Below are 21,378 nucleotides of genomic sequence, written 5' to 3' on the forward strand. Positions count from 1 at the left end.
TCATTCAAATCGGTGTGAGCCTGAAAGAAGTTTGGCGATGTCTTCGGTCATCAATCCCGAAATAGTCGATAGCAAGCAGCGCGCCCGGGCCATTGCGCGAGTCCGCGAACGCGGCGTGGTGATGCCGACGTTCTCTCAGCTTGCCAATCCGTCCAGCATTCCTGCGGCTGCGTCGAAGGCACTCGCGGATGCTGCGCCGGACGAGCCGCATGCCGGAAATCTCTGGCGCGTCCATTGGTACAACGGGGCTGATCGCAAAAGCCTTGTCGACGTGCCGGGCTATCTTGTGCTTCCGGAATCGCTCACGGGTGTGAAGGCGCCGATCGTCGTTCTACTTGGCCGCCGCTTTCCGATGATCGGCGCGCATAAGGTGCTGCCAGCCTATTCGGCGCTGGCGGCGCAGCTTGTGACTGGACGTTTCGATCCGGAGCATCAAAAGGCGATCTGGCCTTCAACCGGTAACTATTGTCGCGGCGGCGTGTCGGTATCGCGTGTGCTCGGCTGCCGCGGCGTGGCCGTACTTCCCGAGGGCATGAGCCGCGAGCGGTTCGAGTGGCTCGAAAAGTGGGTTGCGCATCCGGAAGATATCGTGCGTACGCCCGGCACCGAGAGCAATGTCAAGGAAATCTACGACAAGTGCGCCGAACTCGAGCGCGATCCGCAGAACGTCATTCTTAATCAGTTCTCGGCGTTCTCGAATTACATCATTCATTATGCCTGCACCGGCGGCGCGGCAGAGAAGGCGTTTCTCACATTTAACGGTGGCGGCCGGCGCCGTCTCTCTGCGTTTGTTTCGGCCACGGGTTCGGCGGGCACCATCGCTGCAGGCGACTACCTGAAGGCGCGGCATGGGACGAAAATTGCTGCGGTCGAGGCGCTCGAATGCCCGACGATGCTGAACAACGGCTACGGCGAGCACAACATCCAAGGCATCGGCGACAAGCATATCCCTTTCATCCATAACGTGATGAACACCGACGTCGTGATCGGCGTTTCGGATCGCGTCAGCGACAGCCTCAACTTGCTGTTCGGTTCGGATGTCGGTCGCAAATATCTTCAGAAGCGGCAGAAACTCGATGCCGGTCTGATTGCGGCGTTCGCGGATGTCGGTATTTCCGGCTTCGCTAACATTGTTGCGTCGATCAAGCTGGCAAAGCAGCTTCACTATGGGCCCGAAGATGTCATCGTCACGGTAGCGACTGACAGTGCGTCGCTTTACGACAGCGAACGCGACAGTTATCGCGCGAAGCATTTTGCATCGTTTGACGAAGTGAATGCGGGCGAGATTTTTGGCTCCTGTCTCGCGTCGGTCGCGACCGATAATGTCGTGGAGCTGACCGATCAATTGCGGCGGCAGGTTTTCAATCTCGGGTACTACACCTGGGTGGAGCAGCAGGGAGTCAGCGTCGAGGACTTCGAGCGTCGCAGGCACCAGTCGTTCTGGAATGATCTCGCGTCGAGCCTTCCGGAATGGGATCGGCTAATCGAGGACTTCAACGTCGAGGCCTTCGGGTCGCAGCACAAGGCCGAAATGGCAGGCAAGGCAAAGTCATGAGCGTAGGTCAGGATATAGTCCAGCCATATCAGAAGCTGCGGGAGAACCTGTCGCGCCGTGACCGGAGTCTTCGCGAGAAGGTGGTGACGCTCGAAGAAGCGGCGTCCTTCGTCAATGACGGCGCGTCGGTCGGGATCGGCGGATCGACCATATCCCGCACGCCGATGGCTATGATCTGGCAATTGATTCGCGCGCGGAAGAAAGAACTTTCGTGTTCTCGTTGCATTATTTCGACGGACGGCGACCTGCTGCTTGGATCGGGCGCAGCCAATCATATCATTTCGAGCTGGTTCGCGCAGGGCATCCTGTGGGGTCTTTCGAAGGTGATGCGTCATCACGTCGAGGGCGGAACGGCGCGTTACGACGAATGGAGCCACATGGGTGTCGGCATGCGCTTCCGCGCCGGTGCGATGGGCGTTCCCTTCATGCCGATGCGTTCGATGCTTGGCTCCGATGTGGCCCGGATCCGGCCGGAAGCCAAGGAGTTCGATTGTCCTTTTACTGGCGAGAAGGTGCTGCTTGTTCCTGCATTGAATCCTGACGTTGCAGTGATCCATGTGCAGCGCTGCGACGCTTACGGCAACGCCCAGATCGACGGCCTGCAGTTCATGGACATCGATCTTGCCATGGCTGCCAATCGGGTAATTCTGACGACGGAGCGGATCGTTTCCAACGATCAGATCCGGCGCGCGCCGGATCAGACCAAGATTCCATTCTTTTGCGTCGATGCGGTGGTCGAGGTGCCCTACGGCTCGGCCCCGCACGAATGCTACGGCACTTACGAGCCAATGATGAACCACCTCAACGCCTATGTGGCGCAGGTGAACGGCGATCCCGTTGGCGGGATGAAGAAGTATCTCGATGAGTATGTCTACGGACCGAAGAACTGGAATGAGTTCCTCTCGATGATCGGCGTGGACGAAATCGTGACGGCGAGCCGCAAGGGCAGGAGCATTTTCGATGACTGAACCGTCCCGCCACACTGCTTCTGAAATGCTTGCCATCCTCAGCGCGCGCCAGCTTAAGGAAGGGCAGGTTGTGTTCGCCGGCATCGGCGTTCCCTTGCTGGCAGCGACACTGGCGCAACGTCTGCGTTGCCCCGGCCTGACAATCCTTTTTGAAGGCGGCGTGATCGGCGCTTTCGTCGAGCCCGGCAAATTGCCGCCATCGACCAATGACCAGCGCTGCACCAAGCGCGCCAATATGGTGCTAGGCAGCGCCGAAGTCCTGCTGCTGTTGCAGCGCGGATACGTTGACGTCGGTTTCATGGGCGGCGCGCAGATCGACAAGTATGGAAATCTGAATTCGTCCTTCATCGGAGATCCGGAGAAGCCGAAGACGCGGCTTCCCGGAACCGGCGGCGGCAACGATATCTCCAGCCTGACCAACATGATCGTTGCGATGAAGCATGAAAAGCGCCGCTTCGTCGATCAGGTGGATTTCATCACCAGCCCTGGCTTCATCCGTGGTGGAAAGTCCCGCGCTGAAAGCGGATTGCCGGAAGGCGGTATGTTCCGCGTGATCACCGAGCTTGCGGTATTCGGTTTTGACGAGACCTCGCGCCGGATGAAGGTGCTTGCCCTCAATCCTGGCATCACGCGGGAGCAGGTTCAGGATAATACCGGCTTCGATCTGATCTTCGAGGATCAGATCAGCATCACCGAGCCACCGACCGAGCACGAACTGACCACCCTGCGAATGCTCGATCCCGATCGTCTCTTCATCGCGTAAGAAAACGAGGAAGCATCATGACCTTACTGTCGAACACGTTCGGTATCGCCGCGCGCAACTTTACCGCTTATCCCGAATTGCCGGATGCGAAAGCGTTGGTCGATTACGGCGTGCGCGTCGAAGAACTGGGTTACGATTCTCTCTGGGTCTGGGATCACATCCTTCTCGGTGTGGATCCGCACTTCCCGATCCTGGATTCGCTGACGACGCTGACCGCGATTGCTGCGCGCACCAGCAAGATCAAGCTCGGCACCGGCATTCTCGTGTTGCCGTTGCGCAATCCGGTCTCCCTGGCCAAGCAACTGTCCAGCATGGATCAGTTCTCCGGCGGTCGCTTGCTGATGGGCATGGCGTCGGGCTGGTACAAGCGCGAGTTCGATGCCATGGGCATTCCGTTCGAAAAGCGCGGCAAGCTGATGGATGAGAATCTGGAGATCATGCGCCGTCTGTGGTCGGAACCGATGGTCGATGGAAAGTATATGGCGCAAAATATCTCGGCTGCCGTCATGTATCCGAAGCCGGCACAACAGCCCACTCTGCCGATCCTCATCGGTGGTTATGTCGATAGGGTTCTTCAGCGTGCAGCGACCGTGGGTGATGGCTGGCTGACTTACTTCTATTCGCCGGAGGCGTTCGCGAAGTCGTGGGCCAAGCTTCGCAACTTCGCGAAGGAGGGTGGCAAAGACCCTGACAAGCTTCTCAATGCATCTCAGCTGCCGATCATGATCGGTCCGTCGAAAGCCGCTGTGCAAGATGAGATGATGGACTGGCTGAACAAGGAATGGGATTTCCCCGAGCACAGCGATTGCTCGCGCGACAGCGCGATCATGGGTTCTGTGGATGAATGCGTCGAGCAATTGAAGGCGCACCAGGCCGTCGGCGTCCAGAAGATCATCTTCGTGCCATACAAGTACAGAATGGATCAGGTTGAGACGATCGCGAAAGAGATCATTCCAAGGCTGAGGGCGAAGTAACGGTCAAAGCTGGAGCGGACGATGCCCGATTACCCGTCATGATCAGTATTTTTGATTTGTTCAAGATCGGGATCGGTCCGTCATCGTCGCATACGGTGGGTCCGATGAAGGCCGCTGAGGCCTTTGTAACGGCTCTCGATGAGTCTCAGCGCTCACGCCTGAAGCGATTGCAAGTCACCTTGCTCGGATCCCTTGCGTGGACCGGGCGCGGTCACGGGACGGACAAGGCGGTTATGCTCGGGCTTTCCGGTTTCTGTCCGGAATCTGTAGTTCCTGATGATGCTGATCGCCATGTGGCTGTCATCGCGGCGACAAGCAAGCTGATACTGAAGGATGGAATGACGATACATTTCGACCCAGTGCAGGATATCATTTTCAAGTTTGACGAACCGACGCCGGTTCATCCGAACACCATCAGGTTTGCGGCGTTTGATCAGGATAGTCACGAACTGAAGGCGGAAACCTGGTACTCGCTCGGCGGCGGATTCGTTCAGCGGGAAGGCGAGGTGAGTTCTGCGGCAGAATTCTCCTCCGAGGTTCCATTCGACTATCGCAGCGCGGCTGAATTGATCGAGATGTGCGACCGCTCCGGTCTTTCGATCGCGCAGGCGGTGCTCGCGAACGAAGCTGTGTTTGCGGATGAAGCGTCGGTCCACGACCGGCTTGATCGTCTCGTGGCGGTGATGTTCGATTGTATCGACCGGGGAATGCGGACCGAGGGCGAATTACCGGGGGGCTTGAAGGTCAAGCGCCGTGCGCCCTCCCTGCATGCCAGGTTGCTGATGTCGGAGACTCGCAACGTGCGGCATTCGATCGCAGCAATGGATTACGCGAGCCTGTATGCGATTGCTGTGAACGAGGAAAACGCGGCAGGTGGGCGTGTTGTCACCGCGCCGACCAACGGTGCGGCAGGCGTGATTCCTGCCGTGTTGCGATACTACACCGATCATTGCGAGGGAGCTTCCAAGGACGGAGTCAGGATTTTTCTCCTGACCAGCGCGGCAGTCGGTGCGTTGTGCAAGATGAATGCTTCCATCTCGGGTGCTGAAGTCGGGTGTCAGGGGGAGGTAGGTGTGGCATGCTCTATGGCAGCGGCCGGCCTTGCTGCGGCGCTGGGCGGCAGCAGTCGGCAGATCGAAAATGCCGCGGAGATCGGAATGGAGCACCATCTCGGGATGACGTGCGATCCGATCGGCGGACTAGTCCAAATCCCCTGCATCGAGCGCAACGCTTTTGGCGCGATCAAAGCCATCAACGCGGCTTCGCTGGCGCTAAGCGGCGATGGGTCGCACCACGTCACTTTGGATCAGGTTATCCGTACAATGCGGGATACCGGGGCCGATATGCAGACGAAATACAAGGAAACGTCGCGGGGCGGCCTTGCCGTGAACGTGCCCGATTGCTGAAAAAACTTGACGGCGTGCGGCCAATACAGATGATACTAACATACCATAAATAGGACAAGTGGAGTTAAGGACGAGCATTTAACCAGACCATAGAAGTAAAGCGGACGAAACTGGCACAAGCCTTGCTTGAAAAAGACCGGGTTTCCGCACTCAAACGGAGGAAATGGAAGATGGCGAAACATACTAAATTGCTTGCAACAATCGCGTTGCTTTCCACGGGTCTAGCCGGGCAAGCCTTCGCCCAAACGATCAAGATCGGTGTCAACGAGCCGCTGACGGGGCCGTTTGCAGCCTCTGGGACCTACGTCGTCAATGGTGCTAAAATTGCCGCTGACGAGATCAATTCCAAGGGCGGTCTTCTTGGCAAGAAAATTGAACTTGTCATTGAGGACAACAAGAGCAACCCGACCGAGGCTGCAGCAGTGGCTGAAAAGCTGATCACCGCCGACAAGGTGCCGGTTATCATGGGTGCCTGGGGATCGAGCCTGACGCTGGCTGTGATGCCGAAGCTGATGGAATACAAGGTTCCGATGTTGGTTGAGACGTCGTCGTCGGGCAAGATCACGACGACCGGCAACCCCTACATTTTCCGCATCTCGCCGCCGTCGTCAGTCGAAGCAGCGGCGTTCAAGCCAATTCTCCCCAAGCTGTCGATGAAGAAGGCGGATTTCCTTGTCATCAACAATGACTGGGGTCGCGGCGCCGCTGAAGATTTCGGAAAAGTTTTGAAGGCTGAGAACATTCAGGTCGGCCTCATCGAGACGATGGATCAGGCCGCTCAAGATATGAGCGCCCAGCTGTCGAAAATTAAGGCAACAGACTCAGACACGATCATGGTGACGACCGCTGTCGAGCAACTCACTCTGGTGCTGAAGCAAGCAACAGCGCTTGGCATCAAAAAGCAGATCGTGACGACAGGCGGCTCGCAGAATCCCGATCAGCTGATCGAACAAGCCGGTCTTGCTGCTAACGGGACATACCACCTGACCACGTTCGCGCCATGGTACCCGGATGAGACGCCGAATCCCCCAGTAACGAAGTACTTCCTTGGCGAGTGGAAGAAGCGTGGCTTCAACTTTGCAGGTGCGACCGAGAGCTTCCGCGGATATGACGGCATTCGCACCATCGCGGCTGCCATCGAAAAGGCGGGCAAAGCAGAACCCGAGGCGATTGCCGCTGCATTGTGGCAGACCGAATTGCTCGGTCTGAATGGCAAGATCAAGTTCGAGAAACAGGGGCCCTCCGGCAAGGAGAGCGGGCAGAGCATGCCCAACGTCTACCTGATCAAGATCGACAACGCGAAGGTCGTTCTTCCCAAGCTGTAAGTAGGCATGGTGCGGGCATTGACCGATGTCCGCACCTTTCCACTCCCAAGCTACGGCGGTCCTCGCCGAACGATGAGTATTGATCTGGATAATGCTCGATGACTGAATTTCTGCAACATATGATCAACATGCTGATCCTCGGCAGCACTTATGCGCTGCTCGGGATAGGCCTGACCCTGATCTTTGGCATCATGCGCGTGGTGAACTTTGCGCACGGCGAGCTTTACGCATTCGGCGCGTACTTCGTCTATTTCGTCGCCGTGATGCTTGGGTTCAATTTCTTTCTCGCGCTGCTCTTTGCAATTGTAGCCGGATGTCTTCTCGGCGCATTGATTGAGTTTATCCTTTTGCGCCCCATGCGCGGCGCCGATATCGACACCACGATGCTCATCATGATCGGCGCAATGATTGTGATGCAGAATCTGGAACAGTTTATCTGGGGAGGCGTCGCCAAATCGGTTTCGACGCCGTTCCCCGAAACCCCATTGGAGATCGGCCCATTCTCGGTCTCGTGGCTGCGGCTTTTCGTATTCTTCGCGGCGCTGGCGTTGATTGGGGTTTCGTATTTCCTGATCAACCGCACCAAGCTCGGCAAGGCGATGCGCGCGACATTCCAGGATACCGACACAGCATCGCTGATGGGTGTCAACATTCAAGCGATCTACATGGCGACGTTCGCCATTGGCTCGGCGCTGGCCGCCGCGGCAGGTGCGCTGCTCGGGCCGGTCTATGTGATCTCGCCGCAGATGGGCAACATCGCATCGCTCAAGGCGTTTGCGATCGTGATCCTCGGCGGTCTTGGCAGCATCGGCGGCGCCACCATCGGCGGCTTCATCCTGGCATTCGCCGAGGAAATGGGCGCGGGGTACATCTCGTCGGGTTACCGCGACGCTATGGGCTTCATAATCATCATCGCGGTCTTGCTATTCAAACCGACCGGCCTCTTTGCGCGATCGGAGCGAATTGGATGAAGCGGCTTCTCCCCTGGATCGCGCTGGTCGCGTTCGCATCAGTTCCGTTGTGGCTCAAGGATCCTTATCTCCTGAACGCCTTCGTCACGACGGGCATATTCATCATCGCGGCGATGAGTCTCAATCTGCTGCTTGGCTACACCGGGCAGTTGAGTCTCGGTCACGTCGCCTTTTTCGGAATCGGTGCCTATACAAGCGCGTTGACGGCACTTGGCTTCGATATCGAACTGATCGGCGGCATCCGCATCGTTCATGAGCCCTGGCCGGTCTGGCTCGGCTTTATCATCGCAATTCTGTTCACTGGCCTTTGTGGTTATGTTGTCGGGAAGCTCTCGTTTCGAGTCCGCGGCGCCTACTTCGTCATCGTGACGATCAGCTTCGCTGAGGTCGTGCGGCTGGTGGCGCTGAACTGGGTGGAACTGACCCAAGGTCCGCTGGCATTGACCTCCATTCCGCCCTTGACGCTCGGGCTTCCAGGGCTCGGCTACTTTGATTTCTTCAGCAAGCAATCGAATTACTATCTGGTCCTCGGCGTCGTTGTTATCTCCTACATCATCATTAGCCGCCTGGTGAATTCAAGGATCGGGCGCGCGATGGTCGCGTTGAAGGAGAACGAGTCGCTGGCGGTTTCCGTCGGCATCGACGTGACGCGCTATCTGGTGCTGGCGGCAGTTGTTTCAGCTGGTATAGCCGGCGCAGCGGGAAGTCTGTACGCGCACTATCTGAAGATCATCGATCCCGATGTCTTCCTCTTCCTCTACACCGTCACCATGGTGATCATGGTGATTACCGGGGGTAAGGGCACGCTGGCCGGTCCTCTCGTCGGTGGATTAATTTTCGGTTTCATCCCGGTCGTGGCGCGGTCGTTCGCGGCTCCGGAAATCCAGTGGATACTCTATGGGTTGTTCATGATCCTGATCGTGTTCGTGTTGCCGCAGGGCATTGTCCCGGCCATTGAGAAATGGTTCGGCGTCGATGAAACGAAGGAGTCTGTCGGCGCGCCGAAAGCCAAGACGCAGGATGTGCCATGATGCAGGTTCAGGCAGCTAAGGCGCCACCGGCGCTTTCGATCGAGCATATCGCCGTTCATTTCGGCGGGCTCGTTGCGATCTCGGACCTGAACTTCGTCGTCAATGAAGGCGAAGTTGTCAGCCTGATCGGCCCGAACGGTGCCGGCAAGACGACGGCTTTCAACGTCATCACGGGGTTTCTCCGGCCGACCAAAGGCGAGGTCCGTTATCGCGGAGCGTCCTTGAACAATCTGAAGCCGCATGAGGTCACGTCGTTGGGTCTGGTGCGGACCTTTCAGCGAACCAGCGTGTTTCAGAGCGTCAGCGTGTTTGAAAACGTCATGATCGGCTTGCATCGCCGCGGCCGCTCGCGGCTGTGGGACACTCTGCTGGCGTTGCCGCGGGAGCGAGAGTCCGAAAAGGAATTGCGGACAAGGGCTGCCGAAATCCTTGCGCTGGTCGGTATTGAACGCCGCTCGCGCGAAATGGCAGGTTCGCTCGCTTATGGTGATCAGCGGCTTCTGGGTGTCGCGTTGGCGCTGGCCGCAGATCCTTCGATGCTGCTGCTGGATGAGCCGGTCTCCGGCATGAATGCGACGGAGACGGCGCGGTTTATGCAACTCCTCGATCGGTTGCGCGGCCTCGGTGTCACGATCCTGCTCGTGGAGCACGACATGCCCATGGTAATGGGCGTGTCGGATCGCATTGTCGTCTTGAACTACGGCCGGATCATCGCCGAGGGCCCACCTTCGGCGATTCAGGGCAATCCAGAAGTCATTCGTGCTTATCTCGGGCAAGGAGCCAAGAAACGTGCTAGAGATTAGCGATCTCGTTTGCCGCTATGGCAAAGTTGAAGCCATCAAGGGTATCTCCCTGTCGATCAAGCAGGGGCAGCTTGTCGCGCTGATCGGCGCGAACGGCGCCGGGAAGAGCACGACGTTGCGCTCAATTTCCGGAATTTTGCCTTCGGCGTCCGGCCGCATGATGTTTGAGGGAGAAGACATCACGCGCTGCTCGGCGCGGGAAATTCTTGCACGAGGTATTGCCCATTGTCCCGAGGGACGGCGGGTGTTTCCGGACATGACGGTCGAGGAGAATCTCGACATGGGCGCGTACCTGAGGCGCGACGCCGATGGTGTTGCCGAAGACTGCGACCGTGTCTTCACGCAGTTTCCGCGGCTCGCGGAACGCCGGAATCAAGTTGCAGGAACACTGTCTGGCGGTGAACAGCAGATGCTTGCGATCGGTCGCGCGATTATGTCCAAGCCGAAACTCATGATGTTCGATGAGCCATCGCTTGGGCTCGCGCCCAATATTGTGGAACAAGTGTTCGAGATCATCGACGGCATCCGCAAGTCAGGCACCACCATTCTGATGGTTGAGCAGAATGCCTATTCCGCGCTGGATATGTGCGACTACGCATATCTGATGGAGGCGGGGTCTATCGTGCTGTCTGGACGCGGCGAAGAGCTCATCGACAACGAGCATATCCGCAAGGCCTATCTGGGTGGGTGAAGGCCCACGACGAAAGACCTTCGCTTCAGAATTTCCTCGGCCTATCAGTCGGAGAAACAGTCGCTTTGATCATCGTGACGATGCCCCACCCTCCACCGTCGAAAGCTGAACCAGAGCAATCGCGAATTGTCATCCGTTCTTGTTGGCCTGCAGCTGCGAGCTATAGAATCACGCCCCTCGCAGCAATGACGCTACCCCGGTCATCGCCAATCAAGAGATGAGCCGCTCTTCTGGAGCTTCGACTGGCGGATTTTGCTGTTGCTCGGCGAGGGGAAAACGCATTGAGAAATTTGCACCTCCGGTGGGGCGGTTTTCGACCGTGACGGTGCCGCAGTGCGCTTCCACAATGCGCTTCACGATGGAGAGGCCAAGGCCGGCGCCGCCGGAGTTCTGACGATCGCGGCGCCAAAAGCGCTGGAAGATCAGGTCGTGGTCAATGCTCGCGACGCCTTGACCTTCATCGAGAACGCTGACCGTTCCCTGTTCTCCCACCACGATCTCGACTTCGGTCTCCACGGGAGCGTGTTTGAGCGCGTTCTCGACGAGATTGCGGATCGCACGCCGTAGCATTTCCGCATTGCCCTTGACCCAGACCGGTCCCTCCGCGCCGGTCAAGGCAATGGTCCTTTGCTGCGCCAGTGCTAACGGCGCTATGTACCCGGCCAGATCCGCGCAAACCTCGTGTGGATCAGCCCTGTCGTCCGGATCGATCACGAGGGTCTCGAGTTCGGCGGCATCGAGCAACTGGCCGACGACGCGGCTCATGCCTTCGATGTCATGATGCAGAGCCTTGGCGTCGCTCTGATCGGGCAGAGTTTCGATCCGCGCGCGCAGGACCGCGAGCGGTGTGCGCAGTTCATGCGCGGCATCGGCAGTGAATTCGCGCTGCCGCCGGAACCCCTGTTCGAGACGGTCAAATGCCTGGTTGACCGCAGTCACCAGCGGACGGATTTCTCTCGGAATATCCTTGGTGGGCAGCCTCACATCGATCTGTGTCGGATTGATATGTTCGGCGCGATCGGAAGCGCGGAGCAGGCGGATGGTGGAACAGGGATAGTGTCAACACAACGAGAGAAGCGCGTTGAATTAAGATACTTCGCCCTTGCAGGGCGGTGATGCTCGCGAATGATTTCAGTGCCTGATAATAGGCTCGATCAAATAGCTTGCTTGTTGTTCGCCAGATAGCTGATGCCTCAGTTGCGTCCGTGGGCCTTGCGCGCAGGTAATAGTTGCCTGTTTTCCCTGTTTCTTAAATATTTTTCCTGTGAGTTTTGAGCAGGGGCCGGCGCAAGAATCCGCAGCAGCTCAGCGGCTTCTGGTTTCAATAGAGCGTTGAAGTCCCGAAATCGCGATATTCCCTGTAAAATTCCCTGTGCAGCGAGTTTTGTTGGAGACCGTCGCGATCAGCGACTGTGTCGCCAGGGTGGCGGGATTCGAACCGGCACGTTCTTGGCCAACGTTTCGCCAATGAAACGACCGCTAATGGATTGAGGCGAACGTGATCAAATAGCCTTTAAATTGTTGATTTATCACAGGCGGATTGGTTGATAGGCTCGCTCATAACGAGTCCTGCCGGGCCACCAATTCGCGAGCAATCAATCTCCCCGAGGCCATTACCCCACAATCGCAAGGCGTGCTGAATGGACAAGAGCGTTGGCATCATTGGCATTGGCATCATGGGCACCGCCATGGCGCGCAACCTGTGTCAGGCTGGCTTTAACGTCGTCGGTTATGATCCCGTCCCAGCAGCCTGTGCGCGCCTGGAAGATTCAGGTGGCCGGGTACTGGCCTCTCCGCGCGCGGTGGCCGAGGTCGCACCCATCATCATCATGTCACTGCCCAAAGCCGAAGCTTTGTCGAATGCGATCGGTGGAGCCGAAGGGATCGCTCAGGCTGCAGGAACCGGTCAGATCGTCGTTGAATGTTCGACGCTGCCGATGGACATCAAGCAGGCAGCCTTCGATGAAATGGAAAGGCACGGCAAGATTCTGCTCGATTGCCCGATCAGCGGCACCGGCGCGCAGGCCGTCAACAAAGACCTCGTCATTCTGGGCAGTGGCGACAAGGACGCTTTCGAGCGTTGCGCGGCGGTCTTCACCGGGATGTCACGCGTCCAGCATTACCTCGGGCCATTCGGGCGAGGCAGCGTGATGAAGTACATCGCCAATCATCTCGTCACGATCCATAACGTGGCGGCGGCGGAAGCCATGGTCCTCGGAATCAAGGCCGGGATTGATCCGGCGCTGGTCTACGATACGCTTGCAGACAGCGCTGGTACGTCGCGCATGTTCCAGATGCGCGGTCCCTTGATGCGCGATGAGAATTATGACGCGCCGACCGCCACGATCCGGATGCAGCTCAAGGACATCGCGATTATCGACGCCTTCGCGGACAGCCTTGATTGCGCGCTGCCGGTCTACGCGGCAGCATCGAAGATCTATCAGGCGGGCGCTGCACTTGGTCGCAGAGAACAGGATACTGCGGCCGTGTGCGCCGTGCTTGAAACCATGCACGGAATTGACCGGAAGAAGTTGACGTCGTAGGTCAGTTTCTCGCGCACGTTTTCACTGAACATCTTCGTCAAAAGGGTAGGGCTGGCATGGCCGATCTGACAATCATGGTCGCGCCGAACGGCGCGCGTAAAGGCCACGCCGAACATCCCAATCTGCCCCTCACGGCCGATGCGCTCGCAGCCGATGCGCACGCATGTCAGGCCGCCGGTGCGCAGGCCATTCACATGCATGTCCGCGACGACGGTGGCCGGCATACGCTCAATGCGTCGCGTTATCTGGCTGCGACCGAAGCTGTGCGGCGGGCGACAGGACCAGAATTCGTGATCCAGATCACGACGGAAGCGGTCGGCATGTTCAAGCCGCACGAGCAGATTGCGGTGGTCCGGGCAGTGCGACCCGAAGCGGTCAGCATTGCAACGAAGGAGTTGATCCCGGACGCAGCGGCGGAGGCTGACGCGGCAGAACTGTATCGCTGGGCTCACGAGCAGCGGATTGCGGTTCAGCACATCGTCTATGCCGCGACTGAACTCGATCATCTGCTCGATCTCATCGAACGCGGGATCATCCCAGGTAAACGTCATTCGGTCATTTTTCCGCTCGGCCGCTATGCAGCGGACCAGGAGAGCGATCCTGCAGAACTTGCTCCGTTCGTTGCGAAGGTTCGGGACAGCGGAGGCGCGGCGCGGTTCGATTGGTGGGTTTGCGCTTTCGGCGCGTCCGAGACTGCGTCACTGGTCGCGGCTGCGGCGATGGGCGGGCACTGCAGGATCGGATTCGAAAACAGTTTCTTCAACGCCGACGGAACACGCGCCGGGAGCAATGCCGAGCGCGTTTCCGATCTGCGTGCGGCATTGAGCGGAATTCGTCGCCCGCGCTCATCGCGAGCCGAGATTCTGAGAGCGTTGGGCAGGCCCGACTAAGCCTCGGCGGAACCACTAACAGACTGAATCATCTCAATAGTTAAAGCTGCCGCCTAGTGCGAATGGCGTTGCAGCACCTTTTGTGCAGCGCATCCACCGCCAAGCCGCTTGCATTTCTATGGATGCAGCATTATTTATCGGGTGATAAATCAAAAAGACGCGGTCAAATCTCGGGAGTGCAACATGAAGGTTCTCGGTTTCAATCATCTTTCCATCGGTGCGAAGGATTTGGAAGAGTCGGCTCGCTTCTATCAAACCGTCCTTGGCATGGAGCTCATCCCGACTTACAATTTTGGTTTCAAGACCAAATACTTGCGGTGCGGAGATCTTCAGCTTCATTTGTTTGAACTTGAAGATAGCATTCCGGTTTATCAGCACTTCGCGCTCGACGTGGACGATTTTCACGCAGCGTATGAGAAAGCGAAAGCGATCGGCGCGCTGGATTCCAAGGCCTTCCGCAATCCTGTCAACGAGTTGCCGGACGGCTGCGTGCAGATGTATCTGCGCGACCCCGCCGGAAATCTGGTCGAAATCGACTGGCCGGATGTGAACACGCTGGATCGCTCGCGAATTCCGGAAATGAAGCTGTTGTCTGAATTCGCAAACCAGGACGACGAGGGATTGAAAGCTTCGCTCTATCTCGATCGGCCGCACATCAAGCCGAACGCTCCCAGAAAAGCAGCGGCGCGATAAAGTCAGGGAGGCAGTCATGTCAGGCACCGTTCACAAACTAGACCGGCGTTCGAGCGGCGAGGGCGACGCGTATTCCGAGATGTTGCAGCGTGCCCATGCGCTTGTTCCAAAGCTGCGCGAGCGGGCCGCTAAGACCGAGGAGATGCGGCGCCTTCCTCCAGAGACCGAAAAGGATCTTCACGAGGCTGGCTTGTTCAGGATTCTTCAGCCCAAGCGGGTCGGAGGCTCGGAGCTGGATTACGTCGCGCTAGTCGACTTCGCCGACGTTGTGGCACTGGCCGATGCTTCGGTTGCATGGAATCTCGCAAACCTGGCCAGCCATCACTGGATGCTCGGCATGTTCGACGAACGGGCACAGGATCTGATCTGGAAAGACAACGCTGACGCTCTCATTGCATCGTCATTTGTATTTCCAGCCGGTCGCGCCACCAAGGTGGCGGGGGGATATAAACTGTCTGGCCGTTGGCCGTTCTCGTCGGGGGTGGATTCCAGCACCTGGAATATGCTCGCAGGTATTGTGTCGTCCGACGACGACGCGGATGGCGTCGAGTATCGGGTGTTTCTGCTCAAGCAGGACGACTACAAGATCCTCGATACGTGGAATTCGACCGGCCTGAAGGGGACGGGATCGAACGACGTCGAGGCCAAGGATGTATTTGTCCCCGAACATATGACGCTCGCGGTCAGGGACGTGGCCGGCGGTCCAACGCCGGGAAGTACCGTAAATCCCGGCCCGCTTTACGCGCTGCCTGTATTCGCGTTGTTTCCGTTTGTCCTCTCAGGCGCTGCGCTTGGTAACGCGCAGGCGTGTCTGGACGACTACATCGATATCGCCCGGCATCGGGCCTCGACCTACAACCGCGCCAAGCTTGGCGATTTGCAGACGACTCAAATCAAGATTGCCGAAGCCTCGGCCAAGATCGATGCGGCGCGCCTGATCATGCGGCGGACCTGTATCGACGCGATGGCCGATGCCTGGCGTGGAGATGTCCCGATGCTTGCGGAAAAGACGAAGTACCGGCGGGATGGGGCCTACGCCGTCAACCTGTGTACGGAAGCCGTTTCGTTGCTGTTTTCAGCAAGCGGCGCGCGCGGTCTTTACACCACCGGCGCACTTCAACGGCAGTTTCGGGACGCGCATGCGATCAACGCGCATATTGCGTTCAGCTTCGACGCAGCCGGGACGAACTACGGCCGCGTCGCGCTCGATCTGCCGTCTGAAAATCTGACCCTTTAAGAGGGCGAGCCATGGTCGCCGTTTCGCAGAACCCCACCGAATTCGGAAATGAGCTGTCGAGTGACAGCTCTTCGATCGATCCGCGTGATTTCCGCAATGCGCTTGGCTCGTATGCCACCGGCGTCACGGTAATCACGGCGGCGACGCCGGATGGCCAGCAAGCAGGGCTGACCTGCAATTCGTTCGCATCGGTTTCTCTCAATCCACCGCTGGTGCTCTGGAGCCTGGTAAGTTATTCGCCGAGCATGAGCATTTTTCAGAACGCGAGTCATTTTGCAGTCAATGTGCTCGGCGCCTCACAGCAAGCGCTGGCAACGCAATTTGCCATGCGCGCCGACGATAAGTTTGCAGGGGTATCGTGGCAGCCAGGTCTGGGCAACGCGCCTGTCCTTGCCGATGCCGTTGCCACATTCCAGTGCCGTAGCGCCGACCGCTATTACGGCGGCGACCATGTAATTTTCCTTGGTGCGGTGGAGGCTTATGCGTACAACCGTGCTGAGCCGCTGCTCTTTGCACGCGGGAATTTTGGTCACTTCGTTCCCGGGGCGTGATCCCGCAGGTTTTCATGGCAAAGAAGTCGTCCCCACCGGTTACCCGCGTCAAGCAGAAGCGCCTGTCTCCTGAGGATCGGCGTCAGGAGTTCGTCCGCAAGGCAACAGAGTTTTTTTCCGAAGAGGGATTCAACGGCGGCACCCGCGAGCTGGCGCGCCGGTTGGGCGTGACCCAGCCGCTGCTCTATCGCTATTTCCCAAGCAAGGAAGAGCTCATCAAGGAGGTCTACCGCAAGGTGTACCTCGAACCGCTCGATACCGGTTGGGAGAAGCTTCTCACCAATCGGTCGCGTCCGATCCGTGAGCGCCTCGTGCAGTTCTATGAGGCCTACACCAACGTGATCTTCACGCGAAAATGGCTGAGGATCTATCTGTTCTCAGGTCTCAAAGGCCTCGATATCAACCGCTGGTACGTGGGCGTGGTGCGCGACAAGATCCTGACGCGCATCATCAAGGAATGCAGATTTGAAGCCGGCTTGCCGACGCAGGCCAAACCGACTGCGGCCGAAATCGAAATGGCGTGGGTTTTCCACGGCGGTATTTTCTACTACGGCGTCCGACGATACATCTACGAGATGGCTCCTCTTCAGGAAAAGGAAGAGATGATCGCCAACGCGATTGACGGCTACCTTGCGGGATTTGCGCGGATATCGAGTCAAGATGCCAAGCGGCCTGCGGTGAAATCAAACAGGCTCAATGCCGCCGCTCTTCGCTGAGCGCTGAATGGCCTCGAACGTCTGGACGTTCATGAGCATCTCATCGTGGGTTACGGGATAGGAAGGGCCGCCGAGCGCTGCTCGCCCGAATGCTTCCAGATTGTCTCGCACCGCCGGATGCGGCTGATAATAGGCCGTTTCTGGCGACTGATCGCGGAGGACGCGGGTAACCTCCCAGCCGGTCGGGTTCTCGGGGTGGGTCCGGTCGCGGATCTCCATCCACCCCTTTGATCCAAGCAGCGCCAGGCGACCCATGAAGGGCGTGGCAAGAACCGCGTTTAGCGTCGCCGTCGTACCGCTTTCAAAACCGATGGTGACCGAGAGCGTATCGCCGTTTGCGAAGTGGCTTCCGAGAGTCGCCAGACGGGCCCAAACATGGGTGGGCTTCCCGAGGATCGCAATCGACAGATCGACCAGATGAATGCCGGTTGCCGACAAGGGGCCGACGGGATTGACCGTGTTTGACAGGCGCCAGTTATCTGGCAGCAAGTTGAGAAACTTATCCTGGCTGAAATTACCCTCAAGCACGAGTGCGTTGCCGAATTCACCATCCGCCAGCCGCCGGCGCATTTCGATCACGGCGGGCTCGAAGCGTCGCTCATGGCCGATGCCCAATTGCACTTTTGCTGTTTTGACCGCAGCGATGGCGCGCTCAGCATCGGCGGCTGTCGTGCAGAGCGGCTTTTCGCAGAACACGTGACGTCCCGATCGGGCAGCGGCTTCGATCTGGCTGGCGTGATGATCTTGCGGGGTGCAGAGAATGACCGCATCGATATCGGAGCGCGCCAGGGCGTCTTCAAAGCGTGCGGATGTTTCAAGGCCCAATGCAGCGCCTTTCGCGCGCATTGGCTCAAGCGGATCGATGCCCAGCAGCGGTTTAACGATATCGCTGGTCGCGAGATTGCTGGCGATGGTCTGTCCCCACCATCCCAGCCCGACAACGGCGGCCCGGATCATATTTTGCGCTCCAATCGGGATTAGCTCTTGGTCATCTGGCCGCGATACCAGTCACCGATCCCGCTCGCGGTCATCAGCGCAACGCCGTCGTGGCCGATGACGTAATCGAGCAGTTGTTCCAGATACTTGATCCGGTGCGGAACGCCGGTGATGTAGGGGTGGATCGAGATCGCCATCACACGGGCGTTCTCTTCGCCCTCGAGATAGAGCCGGTCGAACTGATCGATGCTCCGGCGCAGGAATTGATCCGACGCCATGTGATGCAGTGCATGAACAACGATATCGTTGGTCTCGACAGTGTAGGGGATCGTCGTAATCGTCCCATGAGGTGTTTCGATATCCTGCGGAAGGTCATCGATCACCCAGTCGGCGACATATTCGATCCCGTTCAGGCGGAGAAGATCGAGAGTTTCATTTGTTTCAGTGAGGCCGGGACTCTCCCATGACCGGGGCGCCTTGCCCGTGAACTTTGCAATCGTATCGACAGCGCGTTTGATCGCGTCGCCTTGATTTTCGACCTTGTGCATTGGGCCTTGCAGAAAGCCGTGCCCCATGAACTCGAATCCGGCCTCGCGCGCCGCCGATGCTACGCGCGGATATGACGTACAGACGTTCCCGTTAATGGCGAGCGTTGTCGGAATATTTCTGTCCGTCAGGGCCTTGAACTGACGCCAGAAGCCCGCCCGCATTCCGTATTCATGCCAAGCCCAGTTAGGCACGTCGGGAAGCAGCGGCTGCCCCATCGGCGGGCTGAGAACCGTGCGCGGCATCGCATTCTCGATGCGCCATTCCTCGACATTGAGGATGATCCAGACGGCGAGCTTCTTGCCGCCTGGAAGCACCAGTTTGGGACGGTCGATGAGAGCCTGATAGGGAATGCGATCGGAGAGAGCCAATTGGGATTCCTGCTTCTTGTTATTCCGCAGCTTTAGCCAACCTTGACGAACCGGCGTTCACCAGAGGCAGCACTTTCTCCGCCGTCAAGATCATGGATTTCCGTCCAAGCTCACGATCTTTCCAATCCTTGCCAGCATAGAGCAGTGTCCCGAATGTGCCGACTTCGTTCTGGAATGCAAGGATCTGGTCGGCGACGCTGTCCGGCGTACCGTAGATGATCAGCTTGTCGCAGATCATGTCGAGTGTCACTTCATCGTCGGGCTGATCGCGGTGGGTCTTGAACAACTCGATTCGGCCGTTCTTCTTCAGCTTGGTGAACAGCGACCGGTAGTAATTCACATACGGACCATTCGGATCGGTCGCATAGGCCTTCGCTGTTGCTGCGTCGTCGGCGACGAAGACGCTCTTCGCGACGCGCCAGTTGGCGGGGTCTACGGCGCGGCCACCACGCTCGCAGCCCTCAACATACTTCGGCCAATGGCTTTTCACCCACGCCGGCATCAAGAAGTTTGCCGAGATCGGATCCCATCCCCGGACCGCGGCTTCGGTCACGCCCTTCGAAAACGGTGCGACTGCGGTGACGACGATCGGCGGATGCGGTCGTTGCAGCGGACGGGGGATATAGCCCTGGCCGATTTCCTTGATCTGCGTTCGCTGCGTAGACACCGTCCAGTACTTGCCTTGAAGATTGTAAGGCGGTTCGCCGGACCAGATGCCGAGTACCTGATTGATCGCTTCGAGGAACATCTCGTTGCGGTTGAAGTCGAGATTGCCAAACAACTCCGCATCCGACAGAAGACCGCCCGGGCTGATGCCGAAAATAAACCGGCCGTCGAGCATGTGATCCAGCATGGCGATGGTAGCAGCGACTGTTGCGGGATGTGTGTTGGGCATGTTCACGGTGCCGGTGCCGAGCCTGATCTGCTTCGTCGCGGCGGCAATCCAGGCCAGAAACGTCACGCATGAGGTGATGTTCTCGGCCTTGTCGGTGACGTGCTCGCCGACATAAGCCTCCGTGAATCCCAGTTCGTCGGCGAGAAGGAAAGCCTCGCGGTCTTCGGACAGCGACTGCCGCCAGTCCTTGTCCAACGGGTGGATCGGCATCGTGAAAAAGCCGAGGTTCATTGCATGTTTCCTTGATCGCTTGTGATTGGAGCGAAGAGTAGCGATTGTGGCATATTAGAAAAATGATTATTCTTACTATCTCACATTAGGAAAATTGATGGATGATTTCCCTTCGGCAGATCAGATCGTTCGTCGCCGTTTATGAAGAGGGTTCGTTCACATCGGCTGCAAAACGGGAAGGTGCGACCCAATCCGGCATTTCGCAGCACCTCAAGCAACTCGAATCCGAACTCGGTGCGGCATTGCTTGAACGCAACGGCCGGGATGTTGAGCCGACTCTGGCTGGGAAACTCTACTATCGCGAGTGTGTCGGTGTTCTGAGGAAACTGGAGGCGGCACAGCAAAGCGTTGCCGTGAATCACATTCGTGGTGCAATCCGTGTTGGCCTGATGCCGACCTTCACCAGATCGGTGCTTGCTCCTGCATTGGACAAGTTCCTCATCTCGGCGCCGGGCTCTGAAATCAGCGTGATCGAGGCCTATTCGGGCGTGCTGACCGAGATGATCCTTAAAGGTGAACTGGATTTTGCGGTTGTCCCGGCCTTCGAAGGGATAACCGGCATCTCGCATCGGCTCCTCGCCCGCGACCGGGAGATGCTGGTGAGTGCGAAGCGAGGCAAAAACACTCTCAAGCCGGTCAAGCTGTCTGAGCTTGGTCCGTTGAAGGTTGTTCTACCTGGGCATCAGAATACGCGTCGTCGCAACATCGAGACTTACTTCAGTGTCAACGGGGTCGCTGTGGCGCAACGGCTGGAGCTGGACGCCATGATGGGCACGCTGCAATTTGTCGCAGTGAGCGATTGGGTCGCCATTCTGCCGTTCGTGATGATGGCCTCGGATATCGACGGTGGGCGCTTCGATGTGAGGCCGCTCGAAGATCCGCCTTTCTATTCCGAGTTCGTTTTGATCGAGCCGGCGCGCAAGGTGATGTCTCCTGCGGCCGCGTTGTTCGCTGATATTCTTAGAATGGAGGCCGAGAAATCGCGGCTGGTGTTTGAGGAACGTGCTGGCAGACAGCAACAACTGACGCGCCGGTGCGCAGTGCGGTCCGGGCGGTCGCGGTAGGATTTGTGCGGCGCGACATTTTCGTATGGCGACCCCGCAAGCCATAATTCCTTAACTCTCACTTCGCTTTGTCGCGCTTGGGTTCGTCGCGTGGGTGAACCGGGAAGCCTTTATTTCCAGCGGTTGGTGCAATGCCGGACTTACCGAAGCGAAATAATCGTTCGATAAACAACGCTTGACGTTTGATCTTCGGCACCGTCTAATCATTCTCGAAGCCC

General features: G+C 58.0%; 23 protein-coding genes. 17 read left to right on the forward strand and 6 right to left on the reverse strand.

The window, feature by feature from the left end:
• The first annotated feature begins 37 nt into the window (after positions 1–37).
• The 10 genes from HNQ36_RS22655 (at position 38) to HNQ36_RS22700 (ending at position 10,487) form a co-directional block, all read left to right on the forward strand.
• Positions 38–1,555, forward strand: a complete 1,518-nt coding sequence (locus tag HNQ36_RS22655) for a pyridoxal-phosphate dependent enzyme (RefSeq protein ID WP_184089231.1) — start codon at positions 38–40, stop codon at positions 1,553–1,555.
• On the forward strand, positions 1,552–2,523 hold the full coding sequence (locus HNQ36_RS22660; RefSeq protein ID WP_184089234.1) for a CoA transferase subunit A: 972 nt from the start codon (positions 1,552–1,554) through the stop codon (positions 2,521–2,523). Before HNQ36_RS22655 ends, HNQ36_RS22660 begins: the two co-directional genes overlap by 4 nt.
• Entirely contained in the window at positions 2,516–3,286 is a 771-nt protein-coding gene (locus tag HNQ36_RS22665; RefSeq protein WP_184089237.1) for a CoA-transferase subunit beta, read from the forward strand. The genes HNQ36_RS22660 and HNQ36_RS22665 overlap by 8 nt, the downstream gene beginning before the upstream one ends.
• Before the next feature lie 17 nt (positions 3,287–3,303).
• Positions 3,304–4,260: an LLM class flavin-dependent oxidoreductase gene (locus tag HNQ36_RS22670; protein ID WP_184089240.1), complete on the forward strand. Its 957-nt coding sequence runs from the start codon at positions 3,304–3,306 to the stop codon at positions 4,258–4,260.
• A gap of 38 nt (positions 4,261–4,298) precedes the next feature.
• Entirely contained in the window at positions 4,299–5,666 is a 1,368-nt protein-coding gene (locus HNQ36_RS22675) for an L-serine ammonia-lyase (protein ID WP_184089243.1), read from the forward strand.
• A gap of 170 nt (positions 5,667–5,836) precedes the next feature.
• The gene (locus HNQ36_RS22680; RefSeq protein WP_184089246.1) at positions 5,837–6,991 is read left to right on the forward strand and encodes an ABC transporter substrate-binding protein; all 1,155 of its coding nucleotides are present in this window, start codon (positions 5,837–5,839) and stop codon (positions 6,989–6,991) included.
• Positions 6,992–7,089: 98 nt separating this feature from the next.
• Positions 7,090–7,962 carry a branched-chain amino acid ABC transporter permease gene (locus HNQ36_RS22685; RefSeq protein ID WP_184089249.1) on the forward strand — a complete coding sequence of 291 codons (873 nt, stop codon included), beginning with the start codon at positions 7,090–7,092 and terminating at the stop codon, positions 7,960–7,962.
• Positions 7,959–8,993, forward strand: coding sequence for a branched-chain amino acid ABC transporter permease (locus HNQ36_RS22690; protein WP_184089252.1), 1,035 nt, complete (start codon positions 7,959–7,961; stop codon positions 8,991–8,993). Before HNQ36_RS22685 ends, HNQ36_RS22690 begins: the two co-directional genes overlap by 4 nt.
• Positions 8,993–9,796 carry an ABC transporter ATP-binding protein gene (locus tag HNQ36_RS22695; RefSeq protein WP_430641399.1) on the forward strand — a complete coding sequence of 268 codons (804 nt, stop codon included), beginning with the start codon at positions 8,993–8,995 and terminating at the stop codon, positions 9,794–9,796. The genes HNQ36_RS22690 and HNQ36_RS22695 overlap by 1 nt, the downstream gene beginning before the upstream one ends.
• Entirely contained in the window at positions 9,783–10,487 is a 705-nt protein-coding gene (locus HNQ36_RS22700; RefSeq protein ID WP_184089258.1) for an ATP-binding cassette domain-containing protein, read from the forward strand. The genes HNQ36_RS22695 and HNQ36_RS22700 overlap by 14 nt, the downstream gene beginning before the upstream one ends.
• A 210-nt stretch (positions 10,488–10,697) precedes the next feature.
• On the opposite strand, the gene HNQ36_RS22705 is transcribed toward HNQ36_RS22700, so the two are convergent.
• Entirely contained in the window at positions 10,698–11,426 is a 729-nt protein-coding gene (locus HNQ36_RS22705; RefSeq protein ID WP_347339998.1) for a sensor histidine kinase, read from the reverse strand.
• A 701-nt stretch (positions 11,427–12,127) separates the two neighbouring features.
• Here HNQ36_RS22705 and HNQ36_RS22710 point away from each other — a divergent pair.
• Positions 12,128–13,030: an NAD(P)-dependent oxidoreductase gene (locus tag HNQ36_RS22710; protein WP_184089261.1), complete on the forward strand. Its 903-nt coding sequence runs from the start codon at positions 12,128–12,130 to the stop codon at positions 13,028–13,030.
• A 56-nt stretch (positions 13,031–13,086) separates the two neighbouring features.
• Positions 13,087–13,920 (forward strand): beta-keto acid cleavage family enzyme, encoded by an 834-nt coding sequence (locus HNQ36_RS22715; protein WP_184089263.1) that lies wholly within the window; start codon positions 13,087–13,089, stop codon positions 13,918–13,920.
• 33 nt (positions 13,921–13,953) lie between these two features.
• Here HNQ36_RS22715 and HNQ36_RS26285 read toward each other — a convergent pair whose 3' ends face one another.
• A complete protein-coding gene (locus HNQ36_RS26285) occupies positions 13,954–14,259 on the reverse strand; it encodes a hypothetical protein (RefSeq protein WP_246395511.1) in 306 nt (101 codons plus the stop codon).
• Between HNQ36_RS26285 and HNQ36_RS22720 the strand changes: the two genes are divergently transcribed.
• Genes HNQ36_RS22720 through HNQ36_RS22735 form a run of 4 tightly spaced genes read left to right on the forward strand, consistent with a single transcriptional unit; the run spans position 14,149 to position 17,117 of the window.
• Positions 14,149–14,613 (forward strand): VOC family protein, encoded by a 465-nt coding sequence (locus HNQ36_RS22720; RefSeq protein ID WP_246395506.1) that lies wholly within the window; start codon positions 14,149–14,151, stop codon positions 14,611–14,613. The two genes, HNQ36_RS26285 and HNQ36_RS22720, sit on opposite strands and share 111 nt — an antisense overlap.
• A 16-nt stretch (positions 14,614–14,629) precedes the next feature.
• Positions 14,630–15,850 (forward strand): acyl-CoA dehydrogenase family protein, encoded by a 1,221-nt coding sequence (locus HNQ36_RS22725; protein WP_184089269.1) that lies wholly within the window; start codon positions 14,630–14,632, stop codon positions 15,848–15,850.
• Between the two features lie 11 nt (positions 15,851–15,861).
• On the forward strand, positions 15,862–16,401 hold the full coding sequence (locus HNQ36_RS22730; RefSeq protein WP_184089272.1) for a flavin reductase family protein: 540 nt from the start codon (positions 15,862–15,864) through the stop codon (positions 16,399–16,401).
• A 14-nt stretch (positions 16,402–16,415) separates the two neighbouring features.
• The gene (locus HNQ36_RS22735) at positions 16,416–17,117 is read left to right on the forward strand and encodes a TetR/AcrR family transcriptional regulator (RefSeq protein ID WP_184089275.1); all 702 of its coding nucleotides are present in this window, start codon (positions 16,416–16,418) and stop codon (positions 17,115–17,117) included.
• Here the strand turns inward: HNQ36_RS22735 and HNQ36_RS22740 are convergent.
• From HNQ36_RS22740 to HNQ36_RS22750, 3 genes are read right to left on the reverse strand one after another with little or no spacing between them, the layout of a single operon-like run.
• Positions 17,085–18,074 carry a Gfo/Idh/MocA family protein gene (locus tag HNQ36_RS22740; RefSeq protein ID WP_184089278.1) on the reverse strand — a complete coding sequence of 330 codons (990 nt, stop codon included), beginning with the start codon at positions 18,072–18,074 and terminating at the stop codon, positions 17,085–17,087. The two genes, HNQ36_RS22735 and HNQ36_RS22740, sit on opposite strands and share 33 nt — an antisense overlap.
• A gap of 20 nt (positions 18,075–18,094) precedes the next feature.
• A complete protein-coding gene (locus HNQ36_RS22745) occupies positions 18,095–18,970 on the reverse strand; it encodes a polysaccharide deacetylase family protein (RefSeq protein ID WP_184089281.1) in 876 nt (291 codons plus the stop codon).
• A 19-nt stretch (positions 18,971–18,989) separates the two neighbouring features.
• Positions 18,990–20,096 (reverse strand): LLM class flavin-dependent oxidoreductase, encoded by a 1,107-nt coding sequence (locus tag HNQ36_RS22750; protein WP_184089284.1) that lies wholly within the window; start codon positions 20,094–20,096, stop codon positions 18,990–18,992.
• Between the two features lie 101 nt (positions 20,097–20,197).
• On the opposite strand from HNQ36_RS22750, the gene HNQ36_RS22755 reads away from it, so the two are divergent.
• Positions 20,198–21,160, forward strand: a complete 963-nt coding sequence (locus HNQ36_RS22755) for a LysR family transcriptional regulator (protein WP_184089287.1) — start codon at positions 20,198–20,200, stop codon at positions 21,158–21,160.
• A gap of 58 nt (positions 21,161–21,218) precedes the next feature.
• Here HNQ36_RS22755 and HNQ36_RS22760 read toward each other — a convergent pair whose 3' ends face one another.
• The gene (locus HNQ36_RS22760; protein WP_184089290.1) at positions 21,219–21,356 is read right to left on the reverse strand and encodes a hypothetical protein; all 138 of its coding nucleotides are present in this window, start codon (positions 21,354–21,356) and stop codon (positions 21,219–21,221) included.
• Between the last annotated feature and the right edge of the window lie 22 nt (positions 21,357–21,378).

The sequence above is a fragment of the Afipia massiliensis genome, assembly GCF_014203115.1.
Lineage (GTDB): Bacteria > Pseudomonadota > Alphaproteobacteria > Rhizobiales > Xanthobacteraceae > Afipia > Afipia massiliensis.